Origin of the sequence: Streptomyces sp. NBC_01546 (genome assembly GCF_045208355.1) — a bacterium.
Lineage (GTDB): Bacteria > Actinomycetota > Actinomycetes > Streptomycetales > Streptomycetaceae > Streptomyces.
Map to the genome: position 1 here is coordinate 8,308,249 of NZ_CP109379.1, position 15,355 is coordinate 8,323,603.

Genomic DNA, 15,355 nt, shown 5'->3' on the forward strand with positions numbered 1-15,355 from the left:
GTGCATGTGGAACCGTCGGCCCGCGCAGGTGGAGAGCGTCGCCGACTGCTGTTGGTCCGGCATGCGAAGGCAGTGCCCAAGGGGCGGGTTGAGGACTTCGACCGACCCCTGAGCGACCGGGGCCGCAAGAACGCCCCCGATACCGGACGGTGGTTGGCCGGGGCCGGGTACACGGCCGATCTGGCCCTGTGCTCCCCGTCCCGCAGGACACGGCAGACGTGGGAGCTGATCCTGCCCGCCCTGCCGAGTCCGCCTCCGACCGTGTACGACGACCGGCTCTACAACGCGGCTCCCAGCGGTCTGGTGGATGTGCTCTCCGCGCGGGGCGGGGAGCTCGGCAGCCTCCTCCTCGTCGGCCACAACTCCGGCATCCACGAGCTGGCCTCCGTCCTCTGCGGCAGCGGCCCGGTGGAACTGCTGGAACGGCTCCGAGAGGGCTTCCCCACCTCGAGCGTCGTCGTGGTGGACCTTGCGGACGCATGGGACGGCCTGACTCCGGGCCGCGGCAGCCTGACGGACCTCTGGTCCCCCACCCGCTGATCAGCGACGGGCGGCGGCGAGGCGTGCGCCAGGCCACCCGGCCACGAAGGTGCCTCGATTTGCGCCGGCCCACGGCCGCCTCCCAGGAGAGCGACCGACCCCGTTCACGCCGGCCGGGCACAAGACGGGCCGGGGAACCGATCCCCGTGTCCGGACGGTGTTTCGGGGACGCGGTGTTCCGCCCCGACATCGTCGCCCGCGACCGTCCACCAAGGACGGTCCGGCTGCCGTGTCGCCCGTGCGCGGGGGTGGTGGCTGGTGTCGCACCAGGGGTAGGTACGGCTGCGACGGCAAGTGCACACGGCGACTACGAACCCGCCCGGTCCCAGTGGGCAAGGGTCCCGTCGTCCAGGAGGATTACGACCGGGCCTTCCACCAGCACCGGCCCGCAGGGGTCGACGTACACGCGGTGAGCGGGCCTGCACGCGGGTGCGGGGACGTCCGGGGTCTGTCAGAGACACTGGGCACGGATGATCACCAGTTCCTCGAGTTCGTCGCCCTCGTCCACCGGACCCCGTTCTCGCAGCCGGGCGCCTCGCGAGCGCAGTACGGGCCCCCAGGGCACCCATGCCCACGTCGTGCTCCCTGCGGGCAGCCCCAACAGTGCCAAGAGCCGCACCGTGGTCTCCGCTTCGCACATCCCGGAGTGCACCAGGAGGAGGACCCCGCCGGGAGGCAGCAGGGCCGGGGCGGTCGTGCAGATCCGGTCGATGACGCGCCGCCCGTCGGTTCCGCCGTCCCATGCCCGCTGCGGTCCGCAAGTGGGCAGCCGGGCGTTGGGCGATGGGACGTAGGGCGGCTTGGCGATGACCAGGTCGAATCTGAGCCCAGGGTGCGCGCGGCGAAATCCCCGTGCAGGACACGCAGTGACAGTCGCTGCCGCAACCCGTTCAGGCGGGCCGCCAGCACAGCGGCCCATGAGACGTCGACGGCCGTGACCTGGGCACCTCTGGCCGCAGCCTGCAGCGCGAGTGCCCCGGTGCCCGTCCCGACCTCCATGACTTCCGAAACAGGCCCGAGCGGTTCCCGGGCGAGGGTGTCGGCGAGCAGCAGGGTGTCGGCCTGTGGCCGGTAGACACCGGGCGGTGATATCAATTCGGGTGCGCCGGTGTGGCATGTCAGAGCGGTGCACGGCATGGAGCTTCCTCGGTCGCGTCGGTCCGCTCCACTTCACGCCTCGGACTGGATCCGAGGGGCAGACGAATCCTCTGTCGGGGGTTCCCTCGACAGCCGGGCAGCGCGGGCCCGGTATGGCCACGGGCCAGGTGCGAGTCGTGCGGTACGTCACGGGGACATGGGAGGCGCCTACCCGGCGCGTCCGCTCGCACCGCTCGGGACCGATGTCTGGTTTGAGGAATTTTGTAGTGGTTAGGCGCCCCTCGTATCGAAAGTGACACGCAGCAGTCAGGCACTCGGTTGAAGTGAGGCACCGTGGACCGCAAGACGGCCCCGCCCATGCCAGCGGGGCGCCCCCCACCCGGAAGCCTGAGCCCCCCTGCTCCGGCCGACGGTCCGCTGCCCAAGGACCACACTCAGGCGATCCTGGAAACCACCAAGCACGTGGCGGCGCTGCTCAAGCGCACCGGAAAGCCCTTCGCCCTCGCGGGCAGCGTGGCCGCCTTCGCGCATGGTCTGCCGGCCCGCTTCCAGCACGACACCGACTTCTGCGTCCGGCCCGAGGACGCCGACGCGGCGATCGAAGCCCTGGAGGGCGGCGGCATCGCCATGCGCCGGGCCCCAGAGGACTGGCTGGTCAAGGGCCGATCGGGCGGGGAAGAGATCGACCTCATCTTCGAGCTCGCCAGGCGTCCGGTCAGTACGGAGCTGCTGGGGCGGGCGAGCGTCAAGGCGGTGGACTCGGTGTGGATGCCGGTGCTCTCGCCCACCGACCTGATGGACAGCCGCCTCGCCGCGCTCTGCGAGCACTACTGCGATTTCGGCGACCTGCTGCCCATGGCCCGCATGCTGCGCGAGCAGATCGACTGGGACCGCCTCGACCGGGACCACCGGGCGACCCCGCTCTCGGACGCCTTCCTCTACCTGCTCGCCAGACTGCGGGTCATCGACCGTCAATCCGAGGGGCCGAAGGAGAGGGAGGAAGCGCCGTGACCGCCACCGAGATCACCGAGTACCGCATCGAGCACCTGCGCGACCGGCTGGCGCGCGAGGAGACCGCCGAACTCGGCGTGCGGGTCGAAACGCACGGCGCCCGGGCCGTCGTACGGGGCTGTGTCCCCGACGAGCAGTGCCGGACGGCCGTCCTGCGCATCGCGGGGGAGGAGCTGGCCGGCCTGGACTGGTACGAGGACCTCGCGGTGAGCCACCCCCGCCTGCCCGACCACGCCGAGGAGCTGCCGTGATCCGCGTGGCGGCCGTTGGGGACATCCACCTCGGCCCGGACAGCGCCGGGCTGCTGCGGCCCGCCTTCGACACGCTCGGCACCTGCGCGGACGTGCTGCTGCTGGCCGGCGACCTCACCCGGCATGGCACCCCGGCGGAAGCCCGGGTCGTGGCCGCGGAGGTGGCCGGTCTTCCGGTGCCCGTCGTCGCGGTCCTCGGGAACCACGACTACCAGAGCGACCAGGAGGAGGCCGTCGCCCGGGAGCTGCGGGCGGCGGGCGTGCACGTCCTGGAGGGCGATGGCGTCACCCTCCACCTTGCTGGTACGAAGGTGGGCGTCGCGGGGACCAAGGGCTTCTGCGGGGGCTTCGCCGGACGTAGCGGCAGCGAGTTCGGCGAACCGGAAATGAAGGCCTTCATCCGCCACACCCGCAGCTGTGCGGAAGCCCTCGGACGGGCCCTGGGCGAACTCCGCGAAGCGGGCTGCACGCTGCGCATCGCCCTGACGCACTTCGCGCCCGTACCCGACACCCTGGCGGGCGAGCCCCGGGAGATCTACCCCTTCCTCGGCAGCTACCTGCTTGCCGAGGCGATGGACGAGGAGGGCGCCGACCTGGCCGTCCACGGACACGCCCACCTCGGCACCGAACACGGCATGACGGCGGGCGGGATAAGAGTCCGGAACGTCGCCATGCCCGTCATCGACCGGGCCTTCGCCATCTACCACCTCAGCGCGAACGGGCACGTACCCGCCCCGGGCGAGCCCGCTCCGACGGGAACCGCGTGAGGGAGCCCGGGCTCGGCCCGGCCCAGGAGAAGATCGAAGCCCGTGCCCGGCCCGGCCGGGTCACACGTGGCCGGCTCGCAACAGGTTCAGAACGGCGCGCTCGACGGCGCCGTGGGTGGCGGGCTCGCCGAACATGGCTTCCTCGCCCAGCTTGCCGAGGACTGGGGCGATGGTCCTTCCGTCCTCGTAGAGATCGATGACGCGGCGGTCGATGTCGGACGCCCGGCATAGGGCGGGTGTGTTCCCCAGGTAGCCGCCGACCTCGCGCACGGCGCGAGCCACGACCCTGCCGCGCCGGGCGCGGGAGGCGTCGGCAGTGCCTTCGGAGAAGGCCAGGGCGACCGCTGCCAGTACGGTGGCGTACCCGGTCCTGAAGTCCTTCGCCGTCACGTCCTGTCCCCCGCGCTCGCTCAGGTAGGCGTTCAGTTCCTCGGCGTGGACCCCGCGCCACGCCCGGCGCTCCCAGTACGCGAACAGTCTCGGCCCGGGGTCCTTGCGCCGGAGCAGCGCCCAGACCACCGGGTAGGCCTGCTCGTCCACCAGCGTGCGGGTGGCTGCCTTGCCGGACTTGGCTGGGAAGTGCAGGCGGATCTCGCGGCTTCGGCAGACGGCGTGTTCCCGCAGCAGCGTGGTGAGCCCGTAGCTGCCGTTGTCGCGGGCGTAGCGTTCGTCGCTGATCCGCAGGAAGCCCAGGTCGAGTAGCCGGGGTCGTGCACGCCAGGACCCGCCCGCGGGTCAGACCGCGCCCGGCGAGAACCCGCGTCACGTGCTCGCGCAGCCGTGGCAGTGAGCGGGCCGCGTTCCGGACGTGCTCGTGTTTGGCGGCGTCCTGCTGTTACACGACTGTGCAGGCGATATGCAGCACTGAACCGATGACCGCCAAGCCCGGCGACGGCGTCGACCAGGCCGTCGATCTCATGCACGGGCACGCGCTGAGGCGCCTGCCCGTGCAGACCGAGGACGGTGAACTCGTCGGCGTGGTCACCCTGGGCGACCTCGAGGTCGAACGGGATCCGGGGTCGGCCCTCGCGGCCATCTCGGCGGCCGAGCCCGACACCTGAGGCCCGCCACCCGTACCGGAGCCGCCCGGCAGCCGGGCGGCTCCGGTACGACCGGCCGCTCGCCGGGGGGACGGCTCGGACAGTGCCGGGAGATGAACGGCTTCCTCCCGTGTGTCCACGCGGCGATGACGCCTGCCGGGATGACGACACGGTGGCCGAAGATCCACGTGCGCTGTGCTGCCGTCCCTGGCGTGGGGCGTCGATCTTGGCCGAGGCAGGCCCCGCATCCTTGATCGTTTTCCGCTACTTCGAAGTCGCTCTTCGGTGCCCCCTGGCTTGAACCTCCCGCTGCCGGGCAGGCGCCTTGTGGAGGGGCACCGTACGAGAGGCGCAGAATGCCATGAACACCCCGCATCCGCTTGCCGTGATCACCGGCGCATCCAGCGGCATCGGCTTCGAGCTGGCCGGGGAGTTCGCTCGTCACGGATACGATCTGGCCGTCACCGCCGAGGACGAACTCCTGGACGACGCGGCGGCCCGGCTGCGGTCGCACGGCACCCAGGTCCACTCGACCAGGGTCGACCTGGCGACTTCCGACGGCGTGGAGACCTTGATGGCCGAGCTCAGCGCCCTCGGCCGACCGGTGAGCGCTGCGGTTCTGGGCGCGGGAATCGGTCATGGTGGCGCCTTCCTGGAAGCCGGCCTCACGGATTTGGCCCGCGTCATCGACGTCAATGTCTCCTCGACCGTGCACCTGACCCACCGGCTGCTGAGCGACATGGCCCGACGTGGAGAGGGGCGGATACTCGTCGTTTCTTCGGTGGCCGCCGAGATTCCCGGGCCGTACCACGCGGTCTACAACGCCTCCAAGGCCTTCCTGAAGTCCTTCGCGGAAGCCCTGCACAGCGAGGTGAAGGATTCGGGCGTGTCCGTCACCGCGCTGATGCCCGGTGCCACCGACACCCGTTTCTTCGTGCGCGCGGGTCTGCTCGACACCCGTCTCGGGCGGGCGAAGAAGGACGATCCCGCGCTGGTGGCGCGCCAGGGCTACCGAGCACTCATGGACGGTAGAACACGCAAGGTCGCGGGATCCCTGCGCACCCGGGCAGAGCATTCGGTGACCCGCCTTTTCCCCTTGGGCGCACGCGCGGGCCTGCACCGCCGGTGGGCGCAGCCGCACGGCAGTCGCAGCCACCTGTGACCGCCCGCGCCGCCGAACGCGGCAAACACCGATGCTGACGGAGTAATACGATGAAGGCCGACTACCTGTTGCAGCGCCTGCGGGAATGGGGCGTCGAGCACGTCCTCGCCTACCCGGTGGACGGCATCAACGGCTTCCTCGCGGCGCGGGGGCGGGCTGGGGACCGACCGCGGTGCGTCCAGGCTCGGCACGAGGAGATGACCGCCTTCCCGGCCGGACAGACCGACCGCAGCGCAACCACCGCGCTGATCATCCCCGCCGACGGGCAGGAACTCGGCCACGAGGCGCCCGCACACGTCGCTGGAGCAGGCTCGTCGAGCCGCCGACGCCGGGTTACCCGCCTGGCGATCTCCGATCACTTCCACCCGTGGAAGGACGCACAGGGCAACAGCCCGCTGGTCTGGTCCATGATCGGACCCCTCTCACAAGCCGTGGACCTGCCCGTGAACACATGGGTCAGCTGCCCACCATGCGTCTGCATCGCGCGATCACCGCCCAGGCTGAGGCCATGCCGAGCACCTGCCCGGTGAGCTCAACCAGATCCAGCCGACCCCCGCGCAATTAGAACAGGTGGTGCGCCACGAACGTTGAAAGGGGCTTTATGTAGGCAGCTCTGGGAAACCTTGCTGTTGTCCCCTGCGGCGACGACGTAGAGGAACACGTGGCGGCCGTACGTGCCTCCGTGAAAGCGGGCTTCGACGAGGTGCACGTCGGGCAGATCGGCCCCGACGACGAGGCGTTTTTCGCGAAGGCTCCACACCCGAGGAGTGGTCATGAGTGACGAAAGCGGGCCGAGCATGCGAGCCCGGCAGATGCGCGACAAGGCTCAAGAGCTGGAACAGGCGGCTCAGCGGGCAACGGATCCCGCAGAGCGGCAACGACTCACGGACAAAGCCCAGCACATACGCGAGAAGAGCGAGCAGGAGAACGGTCCGGGCAGTGGAACCATGGACCCCATGTAGACGGGCAACGCGCCGGCGGCGCGGCCGCGACCTTGCCACACCCTGAGCCTCGGCAGGGCGTGCGCAGGGGGCGGGACGTACGGCGGATTCGTGACCACCAGGTCGTAGCGGCGCCCCCGCGCAGCGTGAGGCGAAATCGCCGTACAGGACGCGGCGGGGCAGCCGGTGGCGCAGGGCGTTCAGGCGCGCAGTCACCACGGCGGGCCAGGAGACGTTCGACCGCCGTGACCCGTGCCCCCTGGCCTGCGGCGTGAAGTGCCAGCGCGCGGGTGCCCGTACCGATCTCCAGCACGTCCGTGAAGGGCCCGAGGGCCTCGTGGGCGAGCGCCTCGGCGAGCAGACGGGTATCCGCCTGAGGCCGGTAGACACCCGAATTCTGCCTCTGCTCGACGACAGCGATCCCCTGGGAGTGGAGGGCTTCGCCACGCACGTCGTGCCGTTGGAGGAGGCTCCGCGCGCCTATGCGACGTTCCAGGCGAAGGAGGACGGCATGATCAAGACACTTCTCCGACCGTGACCCTCAGAGCTGCCGCGGCGGGGACGACGCGGGCACCCATATTGATCTCCATCATCCGTAGGGCGGCATCGGCCAGGTCCCGGTGGATGTGGGCCACGGCGTCCTCGGCGACCGTGACGGAGAGGTGCCGGATGTGGGCGTCGAGGGCGGAGTAGAGCACGCACTGCTCCGTGACCTGCCCGCACAGAACGAGGCGCGAGACGTCCAGGGTTCCCAGCAGGTAGGCGAGCGGGGTCTCGTAGAAGATGGAATGGCGCGCCTTGACGACGAAGTACGCGTTCCCGTCCGGCCGTACGGGGTCGACGAGGTCGGCGTGCGGCCCGGCGAGTGCCGCGTCCAAGATCTCCCCGTGGTGGGAGCGCCACTTCCCGAAGTTGTCGTTGGCGTAGATCACCGGAAGATCCTTTGCCCGGGCCTGATCGAGCAGATGCACAACGGCGGGGAGCGCCCGCTCGACGGACGGGACGAGCACGTGGGCGTCCTCGTGGTCGTACGTGTTGAGCATGTCGATGATGACAAGAGCGGTCTTCGCCATAGAGTCCAAGCTCCCAGATCAGGCACCGGGAGTCGGGCGACAGGCCGCACGGTGATAGCGCGTACGTGCAAAGCGGGCGACACCGGGTAGGCGCGGCACATGACCCCTTCCCTTCCGCTCGCGGCTTCCGGTTCCTCGTCGCTCCTTCTGATCGTGGCCGGTGTCGTCGTGGTCGCTCTCCTGATCGCGGCGTTCTGGTACGGAAGCAGACGTGTCGAAGCCCGCAAGGACCCCGGTGCACAGTCGGCGGACCAGAGCCCACCGGCACGTGCCCGGCAGGATTCCTGGCAGAGGCCCGACGAGCCCGACCGGCCGTCCCCCTCGTGACCGCTGATTCGGGGCGTCCGAGGCGGGTAGGGGCAGGAGGCACGTTGGCAGTGCCCTGGAACGGAGGTTCAGCCATGTACGACGACAAGCCCCGGACCTCGTCGAGGCCTTCCCTCCTCACCGTGTACCTGAACGACCACCTCACCGGTTCAGGCGCAGGTGTACGCCTGATCTACCGGATCGTCGACCGGCACCGCCCCAAGGGCTCGTGGCCGGAACTGGCCGCTTTGGCGGGGCAAATCGAAGAGGACCAGCAGAGCCTGCGTCGGATCATGCACGACCTCGACGTCCCCGTGCGGCGGCTGCGCGAGGTGGTGGGCCGGATCGGGGAGAAGGCGGGGCGGCTCAAGCCGAACGGCAGGCTCCTGTCCCGCTCCCCGCTCAGCGACGTGCTGGAGCTCGAAGCGATGCTGCTGGGTGTCGAGGGCAAGGCCGCGTGCTGGCGGGCGCTGCGCGCGCTCGCCGCAACCGACACTCGTCTCGATGCCTCCGATCTCGACCGGCTGCTCGCCCGGGCGGACGCTCAGAGCCGCAGCTTGGAGGACCTGCGCCGGTGTTGCGCGGTCGAGGCACTCACGGCGGAGCCAGCCGCCGTGAGTGCCCGGCCCGTCCGCAGGGCGGTGGCCCCTGCCGGTCGGCCGGGCACGACGTAGCGGACACGCGAGCGCCGGAGCCCAGTCGGGGCACGGACGGCTCGAGGGAGTCCGACCGCGTGCGGGCGTAGGCCGTCGAGCCCGATCGCCCGCTCCAACCCAGCAGGCGATGCCGCAGGCCGACGGCACCTCGGGCTGGAGTTCGATGCGGAGTTGGCCCGTCACGTGCGATCGCCGGCGGTTGCCCGAGGACGAGGAGCCCCCAGACTCATGGCAACCACCAGGGGGATCGGAGTGGCGGCCTGTGGCCCCAGAACGTGGGCGCCCAGCAGCAGTCCGGTGCTGCGGTCCGCGAGCGCCTTGCAGAAGCCGGTGGCGTCCTCCATCGCCCACCCGTACCGCGGTGTCCGAGAACCGGCGCACCGCGACCGCGTAGTCCAGTCCCTCCTCCCGGCACTTGCACTCGGTCCTGCCGACCTGCGCGATCTGGGGGCGGGTGAACACCGCTGCGGGGACTGCCTCGTGGGCCGTGCGGACCAGGTCGTCGGCGTGCAGCAGGTTGTGTGCCACCACCTGCGCCTCCCGGTTCGCCACGTGCTTGAGGGGGACGGGCGTGCACACGTCCCTCGCATCGCGGGCGTACCGCCGAACACGCGCGACCGGGGCGTAGGGACGCCCGAACGGCCCGGGTGACGACTCCGGGTACGGTCCGCGCTGCGCCGGCCCTCGTGGCGCCCCCCGCTACGTCGGTCGTCCCAGTGCTCAGTGGTTCGCGCTGCCCTCCCCGCTCGCCTGCTCTTCCCCGGCCGAGGCAACGGGTGGGGGCGCAGCACCCATCTCACCCGGGGCAGGGTGGGCACGGAGGTAGCCGACCACGGTGTTGCCCACGGCGACGAGCGGGACCGCCACGACAGCCCCGCCGATTCCCGCGACGGCGCCTCCCATGGCCACGGCCAGGACGACGGCCAGCGGGTGGACCCGCACGGCCCGGCCCAGAATGAACGGCTGTAGCAAGTGCCCTTCGATCTGCTGCACCACGAGGACGACCATCAGCGCCATCAGAGCGGTGAAGACCCCCTCGGTGACGAGCGCGACGACGACCGCGAGTGCTCCGGAGACGACGGCGCCGACAAGGGGCACGAAGGAAGCCAGGAAGATCACCACGCCGATGGGGACGGCGAGCGGTACGCCGAGCAAGTAGATGCCCAGGCCGATGAAGACCGCGTCGATCAGCGCGACGATCATGGTGCCGCGCACGTAGGCGGTGAGCGTGCGCCAGGCGCGCGGGCCGGCGCCGGCGACCCCGGGACGGGCCGCCGCGGGAACCAGTCCGAGGGTCCACCGCCAGATGCGCTTGCCGTCGTACAGCAGGAAGAGGGTGGCGAACATGGCCAGCAGCAGCCCGGTGATCACCTCGACCAGCACGGTCACGCCTTGCAGGCCGGTGGAGGTGATCTCGCTCGTACTGGTGCCGATGGTGTCGCTCAAGGTGTCGGCGATGTCGTTGATCTGCTGTTCCGTGACGTGGAGCGGGCTGTCGATCAGCCATTGCTTGAGTTCGTCGATACCCTCCTGAACCCGTTCGGACAGGTTGCCAAGATTGTCGAGCACCTGCCAGACCACGAACCATCCGACCAGTCCGAGCAGCACGAATCCGCACGTCGCGGTCAGCGCCGTCGCCGCGCCTCGGGAGAGTCCGCTTCGGTGCAGCCGGGCGACGGTCGGCTGAAGCAGCGCGGTGACCAGCAGCGCGACGACGACGGCGAGCGCGACCAGCCGTACTGCCCCGATGACCCGCATCAGCACCCAGAGGGTGGCGGCGAGCACGAGGAACCGCCAACCTGCCGCCGCGGCCACACGTATTCCCCAGGGCACCGCCGCCGCGGGGTCCCGCGCTCCAGGGCCGACGCCGGTCCGTATCTCCGGAGGTGCCGAGTCCTCCCACGGTCCGGCGTCCTCCGCGTCCCGCTGGGCCTGGAGCTGCGCTCGCCGCTCGCCGAGCCCCGCAGCACTCTTCTTCAGGCGTCCGAACCATCGAATGGTTTTCATACGAAACTCCTTCCAGGTCGGGCGGCTGCTCCGCCCCTCAGGCACCCCGGCGGGGAGCCGAACGCCACAAGCAGCTTCCGGCCTTCGGACGCAGCGGATCCGGAGTGCGCGCCGCCGGCTGGGAGCGCCCACCGCATCCTCAGCAGGGGTGCGCCGTTGATCCCGGGTGACTGCGACGACTGAGATGAGGACCCTGTGAGTAGCCCAGTCCGGTTTTCGGAAGGGTGCTTGACGCCCTTCCCCATGTGAAGGAGATGCGGGAGGTCAACACTGTGATCCTTCGCTGCGCGGACGCTCCGGGTGTCCTGGAGCTTGACGCGGAAGCGAACCTGACGCATGACGAGCTGCTTCAGGCCCTGCCCGCGGACGAGTCGCGGCTGGTCGTCCACGAGATCTGCTTCGCCACCCCTGAGGGTGCACGCAGGAAAGAGCGGCTGCTGATCTTCTGGACGCCCCCGGACGCCGGCGGGCAGGAGGAGGCCTACACGGCCGGCTGCACAGCCCTGAAGGAGTTCCTCACCGACATTCACGTCCACCTCACTGCCCGGCAGACAGACCAGCTTGCGTACCGAGGCTCGCCGCCCTGGCCGGCTGAGGCCGATCACTGCCGTGGCCGGCTCCCCAGCACACCGGCGGCCGCCGTGCAGCGTTCCCGCGCGGCGACCGCCCGTACCCGCCGCGGGCGTGCTCGCCGGATTCCTCGTGCGGACCGAGGGCGCGCGCCCACTTCGACGACGCCGCACTCTGTCCGCGGCGGGAACACAAGCCTCAGCCGCGGAGGGCGGGAAGAACCTTGTCGCGGTAGGCGGCGAAGAAGTCTTCCTGCCCCTGGCCGATCTGCCCGACGTACACCTCGTCGAACCCGGCTGCCACGTACGCGCGAATGGCATCGGCGTGCTCTTCGACGTCCGGGCCGCACGGTACGGATCCGGACACCTGCTGTCGGGTGACGAGCTCCGTCGCCTGCTCGAAGTGGGCAGGTGTGGGAAGGATCTGGTTCAGCTCGCCGGGCAGGTGCTCGGTCGGCCACATGCGGTGCACTGTGTCGACAGCCGCTTCCCGGTCTTGGTCCCAGCAGACCTTCAGTCCTCCGGCGACTCGTTTGCCAGCGCCGCCCGCCTCGCGGAACGAGCCGATCGCGTCCTCGTCCGGACTCATGGTGACGAAGCCGTCTCCGATGCGGCCGGCGAGCCCGGCCGCTTTGGGGCCGAAGCCCGAGACCAGGATGGGCAACGGCTCCTCGGGAGCGGTGTAGAGGCGGGCGTTGTCGACCGTGTAGTGCTTCCCCCGGTGGCTGGTCTGGCTGCCGGTGAAGAGCTTCCGCATCACTTCGACCGCCTCCTCCAGCATGTCCGCCCGCTCGTCGAACGCGGGCCACCTGTCACCGAGAACATGCTCGTTGAGGGCCTCACCGGTGCCCACGCCCAGAGCGAACCGGCCTCCCAGCAGCACGCTGGAGGTGGCCGCCGCCTGGGCGGTCACCGCCGGGTGCAGGCGCACGGTGGGGCAGGTGACGAGTGTGGTGACGGGCAGGTCCACCGTCTGGGACAGGGCACCGATCATCGACCACACGAAGGGGCTGTTGCCCTGGGTGTCGGTCCATGGGTGGTAGTGGTCGGAGATGGCCAGGCGCGTGAACCCCGCGTCCGCTGCCAGACGTGCCTGGCGCAGCAGCTGAGCCGGGGTGAATTCCTCACAGGACAAGAAATAGCCGAAGGCCGTCATGCGCTCGTCCCCTTCCGCTCGAGTCCGGCGCCCCCTGATACGGCTACCCAGGTCTGCCGCCCGGACACGCCCGGACACTCGGTGCTCCGTCCTCCGGCTACCACGGACCGTGGGCATTACCGGACGGCCGACGGGGCACCCGCGTTCCCGGGCACTGGCTGACCGTCCGCTCCTGCGCCGGGCGGGTGACATCCCCGGCGTCAGCCGTTCTGAGTCAACGCCGCGTCCCGTCCGGATGCAGAGAATCGGTGTCCGCGGCGCATGGAAGGGGAGGCGAGTGGCGGCGATCCTGTGGTTCCTCGGGTGGTGGACGGTGCTCACGGGTCTGACCTTGGTAGTGATCACCTCGCCGAGCCCCGTGGAAGTGGCCGTGGCCTGCGGTGTGGCAGCGGCTGCCGCCGGACTCGCCGTGAGGATGCGCCAGGTGGCCGCAGTGCGTCCTCGCGGGGCTGCCGGGCTCCCGCGGGCCCTCCTGCTCCTCCTCCCCGCCGCCCTGGGAGGCTGCGCGGCACTGATCCGGAACGTGGTCAAGGGCGCACCCCGGGGGCGGGTCCGGCGCGTCCGTCTGCGTGACGGCGCCGACCCGGGATGGGCCGCCCTGGTACTGGGATGGTCCGCGGACACGTGTGTCGTGGACGTCCCGGACGGCCCGACCCCGGACGTCGTGCTCCACTCCCTGCCCTCCTTCCGCGCCCGGAGCGGACTCGTGGAGCGGTCGCTGGTTCACCGCCCAGAACCGGAGGCCGAGCGGTGAACGCATGGTCGGCTGCCGCGCTGCTGCTCATCGCGGCCGGATTCTCGGCGGCGCTGTGGGGCGCCGTGCGGGGGAGCGCGGTCCGTCGCCTGGCGGGCCTCTGCCTGGCCGGAACGGTCACCGGCGCCGTCTTCCTCGTACTGCCGATGGCCTTCGGGAGAGCCTCGTACCAGGACCTGGCACTCGCCCTGGCTGTTCTCTCGCCCGCCGGCGTGCTCGTCTTCACCCGCTTCGTCGGCGGGTCCGAAAGAGGACCCGAGGCTGGCGAATCCGAGGGCCCGCAGCAGGAGGTGCGGTGAGGTGACGGCCGGTCATGTCGTGACGCTCGTCCTCCTGTGGGCGGGAGTCGGCTGTGTCCTGCTGTCCGCCGCAGGACTCGCCCTGCTGGGCGACCGCATGACGCGGCTGCACGCCCTGGCCCCGGCCAACGGTCTCGGGGTGCTGTCCATCGCTCTCTCGGTGGCCGTGGAACAAGGGATGGGGCGGGCGGCCGTGAAGACGCTGTTCATCGGAGTCCTGTTGGCCCTGGGCGGGGTGGTCAGCACGATCGCCGTCGGCAAGGCCACCCTGGAAGAGCAAGGAGGTTCGCGTGGCTGACGCCACGACTGCCCTGTGCCTGTTGCTGGTCGTGGTGGCGGCCACCGCGGCGGTCCTGTGCCGCGATCCCGTCCGGCAGGCCGTCGTCCTCGCGGTGCTCGGCCTGCTGCTGGCCCTCCTGTTCACCCTGTTTCAGGCACCCGATGTCGCCCTGTCCCAGCTCGCGGTCGGCTCGGCGCTGACACCGCTGCTGATCCTGCTCACCGCCCGGAAGGTCCGCCGGGGTGCCGCGCAGGAGCAGAACCAGGAGGACCGGGGTCAGGCGGAGGGGGCAGCGCGCCTTGTTCGGGGTGACGACGCGTGAGGGACCGTACGAGACTCCTCGTCTTCGTACCGGCCGCGGCCGTAATCGCGGGATTCCTCGTTGCCGCAGTGGTGCGGTTGCCCCCGTTCGGCACCCCGGTCCACCCGTACGGGGACCGCGCCGTCGCGGCCGCGCTGGCCCGCCGTACGGCCAACACGGTCTCCTCGGTGAACTTCGACCTCCGGGCCCTCGACACGCTCGTCGAGGAGTCCATCCTCTTCGCCGCCGTCCTCGGCTCCACCCTCCTGCTGCGGTTGGCCCGCGACGAGCGACAGGGCCGCCCACGGTCGGAACGCGCCCTGCCCAGCACCGTCCTGCTGGGACTGGTGCTGCTGCCCGTGGCCCTGATCGTCGGCGGATACTTCGTCGCCCACGGACAGCTGTCTCCCGGTGGCGGGTTCCAGGGCGGTGTCGTGCTGGCCACGGCTGTGCACCTCGCCTACCTCGCGGCCGACTACCGGGTCCTGGAAGAGGTGCGGCCGCTCGCCGTCCTCGATGTCGCCGACTCGCTGGGTGCGCTGTCCTTCACGCTCATGGGACTCGCGGGACTGGTCGCGGGCGGCGCGTTCCTGGAGAACGTGCTGCCGCTGGGCACGTTCAACGAGATCACCTCCGGCGGGTTCGTCCCGCTCCTCAACGTGGCCGTCGGCGTGGAAGTGGGATCGGGACTGATCGTGCTGATCGCCCACTTCCTCGACCAGGCGGTGGAGGTCACTGCCTCCGAAGCCCCGGCCGACGGCTCGCGGTCTCCTGAGAGGACTGATCAGAAGTGATGGGTGTCCTGCCGTTCCTCGCTTCCGGATGGCTCCTGCTGATCGGCCTGTACGGGCTCGTGACCAGTAGGAACCTCATCCACGCGATCGGCTGCCTCGCCGTCGCCCAGTCCTCCACCTACCTGCTGCTCCTCGGGATCGGTTACCGGCGCGGCGGCACCGCCCCCGTGTTCGGCGACCTCACCCCGGGGAGCCGGCCCGTGGTCGACCCGGTCGTGCAGGCCATGGCCCTCACAGATGTGGTGGTCGGCGCAACGGTCACCGCCCTCCTCCTCGCGCTCACCATCCAGCTGCGCAAGCGGCACGGTACGGTCGACCCCCAGGCGCTGACCGCGCTGCGGGGCTGAGCC

20 protein-coding genes and 4 pseudogenes are annotated in these 15,355 nt (G+C 70.6%); 18 read left to right on the forward strand and 6 right to left on the reverse strand.

Going from position 1 to position 15,355, the window contains the following annotated elements:
• Window positions 1-540: a histidine phosphatase family protein gene (locus OHA89_RS37930; protein ID WP_266616889.1), complete on the forward strand. Its 540-nt coding sequence runs from the start codon at window positions 1-3 to the stop codon at window positions 538-540.
• Between the two features lie 104 nt (window positions 541-644).
• On the opposite strand, the gene OHA89_RS37935 is transcribed toward OHA89_RS37930, so the two are convergent.
• A complete protein-coding gene (locus OHA89_RS37935) occupies window positions 645-1,109 on the reverse strand; it encodes a CDGSH iron-sulfur domain-containing protein (RefSeq protein ID WP_406368134.1) in 465 nt (154 codons plus the stop codon).
• A pseudogene (locus OHA89_RS37940) lies at window positions 992-1,677 on the reverse strand (HemK2/MTQ2 family protein methyltransferase). Before OHA89_RS37940 ends, OHA89_RS37935 begins: the two are co-directional and overlap by 118 nt.
• A gap of 318 nt (window positions 1,678-1,995) precedes the next feature.
• Here OHA89_RS37940 and OHA89_RS37945 point away from each other — a divergent pair.
• Genes OHA89_RS37945 through OHA89_RS37955 form a run of 3 tightly spaced genes read left to right on the forward strand, consistent with a single transcriptional unit; the run spans window position 1,996 to window position 3,667 of the window.
• Complete coding sequence (locus OHA89_RS37945) at window positions 1,996-2,649, forward strand: nucleotidyltransferase family protein (RefSeq protein ID WP_266616915.1); 654 nt, start codon at window positions 1,996-1,998, stop codon at window positions 2,647-2,649.
• A complete protein-coding gene (locus tag OHA89_RS37950; protein ID WP_266616888.1) occupies window positions 2,646-2,900 on the forward strand; it encodes a hypothetical protein in 255 nt (84 codons plus the stop codon). Before OHA89_RS37945 ends, OHA89_RS37950 begins: the two co-directional genes overlap by 4 nt.
• Window positions 2,897-3,667, forward strand: coding sequence for a metallophosphoesterase (locus OHA89_RS37955; RefSeq protein WP_266616887.1), 771 nt, complete (start codon window positions 2,897-2,899; stop codon window positions 3,665-3,667). Before OHA89_RS37950 ends, OHA89_RS37955 begins: the two co-directional genes overlap by 4 nt.
• A 60-nt stretch (window positions 3,668-3,727) precedes the next feature.
• On the opposite strand, the gene OHA89_RS37960 is transcribed toward OHA89_RS37955, so the two are convergent.
• Window positions 3,728-4,360, reverse strand: coding sequence for a hypothetical protein (locus OHA89_RS37960; RefSeq protein WP_406368756.1), 633 nt, complete (start codon window positions 4,358-4,360; stop codon window positions 3,728-3,730).
• Window positions 4,361-4,512: 152 nt separating this feature from the next.
• Between OHA89_RS37960 and OHA89_RS37965 the strand changes: the two genes are divergently transcribed.
• From OHA89_RS37965 to OHA89_RS37985, 5 genes and pseudogenes are all read left to right on the forward strand, one after another.
• The gene (locus OHA89_RS37965) at window positions 4,513-4,728 is read left to right on the forward strand and encodes a CBS domain-containing protein (protein ID WP_266616885.1); all 216 of its coding nucleotides are present in this window, start codon (window positions 4,513-4,515) and stop codon (window positions 4,726-4,728) included.
• 340 nt (window positions 4,729-5,068) lie between these two features.
• A complete protein-coding gene (locus OHA89_RS37970) occupies window positions 5,069-5,869 on the forward strand; it encodes an SDR family oxidoreductase (protein ID WP_266616883.1) in 801 nt (266 codons plus the stop codon).
• Between the two features lie 50 nt (window positions 5,870-5,919).
• Window positions 5,920-6,084: pseudogene (locus tag OHA89_RS37975) on the forward strand (thiamine pyrophosphate-binding protein); the annotation flags it as partial.
• Between the two features lie 558 nt (window positions 6,085-6,642).
• Window positions 6,643-6,831, forward strand: a complete 189-nt coding sequence (locus OHA89_RS37980) for a DUF6381 family protein (protein ID WP_266616881.1) — start codon at window positions 6,643-6,645, stop codon at window positions 6,829-6,831.
• A 373-nt stretch (window positions 6,832-7,204) separates the two neighbouring features.
• Window positions 7,205-7,348: pseudogene (locus OHA89_RS37985) on the forward strand (glutathione-dependent formaldehyde dehydrogenase); the annotation flags it as partial.
• On the opposite strand, the gene OHA89_RS37990 reads toward OHA89_RS37985, so the two are convergent.
• Complete coding sequence (locus OHA89_RS37990) at window positions 7,326-7,883, reverse strand: cysteine hydrolase family protein (RefSeq protein ID WP_266616879.1); 558 nt, start codon at window positions 7,881-7,883, stop codon at window positions 7,326-7,328. The pseudogene OHA89_RS37985 and the gene OHA89_RS37990 sit on opposite strands and share 23 nt — an antisense overlap.
• 99 nt (window positions 7,884-7,982) lie before the next feature.
• On the opposite strand from OHA89_RS37990, the gene OHA89_RS37995 reads away from it, so the two are divergent.
• Window positions 7,983-8,210 carry a DUF6479 family protein gene (locus OHA89_RS37995; RefSeq protein WP_266616878.1) on the forward strand — a complete coding sequence of 76 codons (228 nt, stop codon included), beginning with the start codon at window positions 7,983-7,985 and terminating at the stop codon, window positions 8,208-8,210.
• A gap of 74 nt (window positions 8,211-8,284) precedes the next feature.
• Entirely contained in the window at window positions 8,285-8,863 is a 579-nt protein-coding gene (locus OHA89_RS38000; protein WP_406368135.1) for a hypothetical protein, read from the forward strand.
• 702 nt (window positions 8,864-9,565) lie between these two features.
• Here the strand turns inward: OHA89_RS38000 and OHA89_RS38005 are convergent.
• Window positions 9,566-10,852 carry an AI-2E family transporter gene (locus tag OHA89_RS38005; RefSeq protein WP_266616875.1) on the reverse strand — a complete coding sequence of 429 codons (1,287 nt, stop codon included), beginning with the start codon at window positions 10,850-10,852 and terminating at the stop codon, window positions 9,566-9,568.
• 254 nt (window positions 10,853-11,106) lie between these two features.
• Between OHA89_RS38005 and OHA89_RS38010 the strand changes: the two are divergent.
• Window positions 11,107-11,361: pseudogene (locus tag OHA89_RS38010) on the forward strand (hypothetical protein); the annotation flags it as partial.
• 259 nt (window positions 11,362-11,620) lie between these two features.
• On the opposite strand, the gene OHA89_RS38015 reads toward OHA89_RS38010, so the two are convergent.
• A complete protein-coding gene (locus tag OHA89_RS38015; RefSeq protein WP_266616873.1) occupies window positions 11,621-12,577 on the reverse strand; it encodes a TIGR03557 family F420-dependent LLM class oxidoreductase in 957 nt (318 codons plus the stop codon).
• Window positions 12,578-12,854: 277 nt separating this feature from the next.
• Here OHA89_RS38015 and OHA89_RS38020 point away from each other — a divergent pair, with 277 nt between their 5' ends.
• The 6 genes from OHA89_RS38020 to OHA89_RS38045 are packed head-to-tail and all read left to right on the forward strand — an operon-like array spanning window position 12,855 to window position 15,352.
• Window positions 12,855-13,331 carry a hypothetical protein gene (locus OHA89_RS38020; RefSeq protein ID WP_406368136.1) on the forward strand — a complete coding sequence of 159 codons (477 nt, stop codon included), beginning with the start codon at window positions 12,855-12,857 and terminating at the stop codon, window positions 13,329-13,331.
• On the forward strand, window positions 13,328-13,630 hold the full coding sequence (locus OHA89_RS38025; RefSeq protein ID WP_406368137.1) for a monovalent cation/H+ antiporter complex subunit F: 303 nt from the start codon (window positions 13,328-13,330) through the stop codon (window positions 13,628-13,630). Before OHA89_RS38020 ends, OHA89_RS38025 begins: the two co-directional genes overlap by 4 nt.
• 1 nt (window position 13,631) lies before the next feature.
• Window positions 13,632-13,928, forward strand: a complete 297-nt coding sequence (locus OHA89_RS38030; protein WP_406368138.1) for a monovalent cation/H(+) antiporter subunit G — start codon at window positions 13,632-13,634, stop codon at window positions 13,926-13,928.
• Window positions 13,921-14,232, forward strand: a complete 312-nt coding sequence (locus OHA89_RS38035; RefSeq protein ID WP_266616867.1) for a DUF4040 domain-containing protein — start codon at window positions 13,921-13,923, stop codon at window positions 14,230-14,232. Before OHA89_RS38030 ends, OHA89_RS38035 begins: the two co-directional genes overlap by 8 nt.
• The gene (locus OHA89_RS38040; protein WP_266616866.1) at window positions 14,229-15,005 is read left to right on the forward strand and encodes an MnhB domain-containing protein; all 777 of its coding nucleotides are present in this window, start codon (window positions 14,229-14,231) and stop codon (window positions 15,003-15,005) included. Before OHA89_RS38035 ends, OHA89_RS38040 begins: the two co-directional genes overlap by 4 nt.
• Window positions 15,005-15,352, forward strand: a complete 348-nt coding sequence (locus OHA89_RS38045; protein ID WP_266616864.1) for a sodium:proton antiporter — start codon at window positions 15,005-15,007, stop codon at window positions 15,350-15,352. The genes OHA89_RS38040 and OHA89_RS38045 overlap by 1 nt, the downstream gene beginning before the upstream one ends.
• Window positions 15,353-15,355 lie beyond the last annotated feature (3 nt).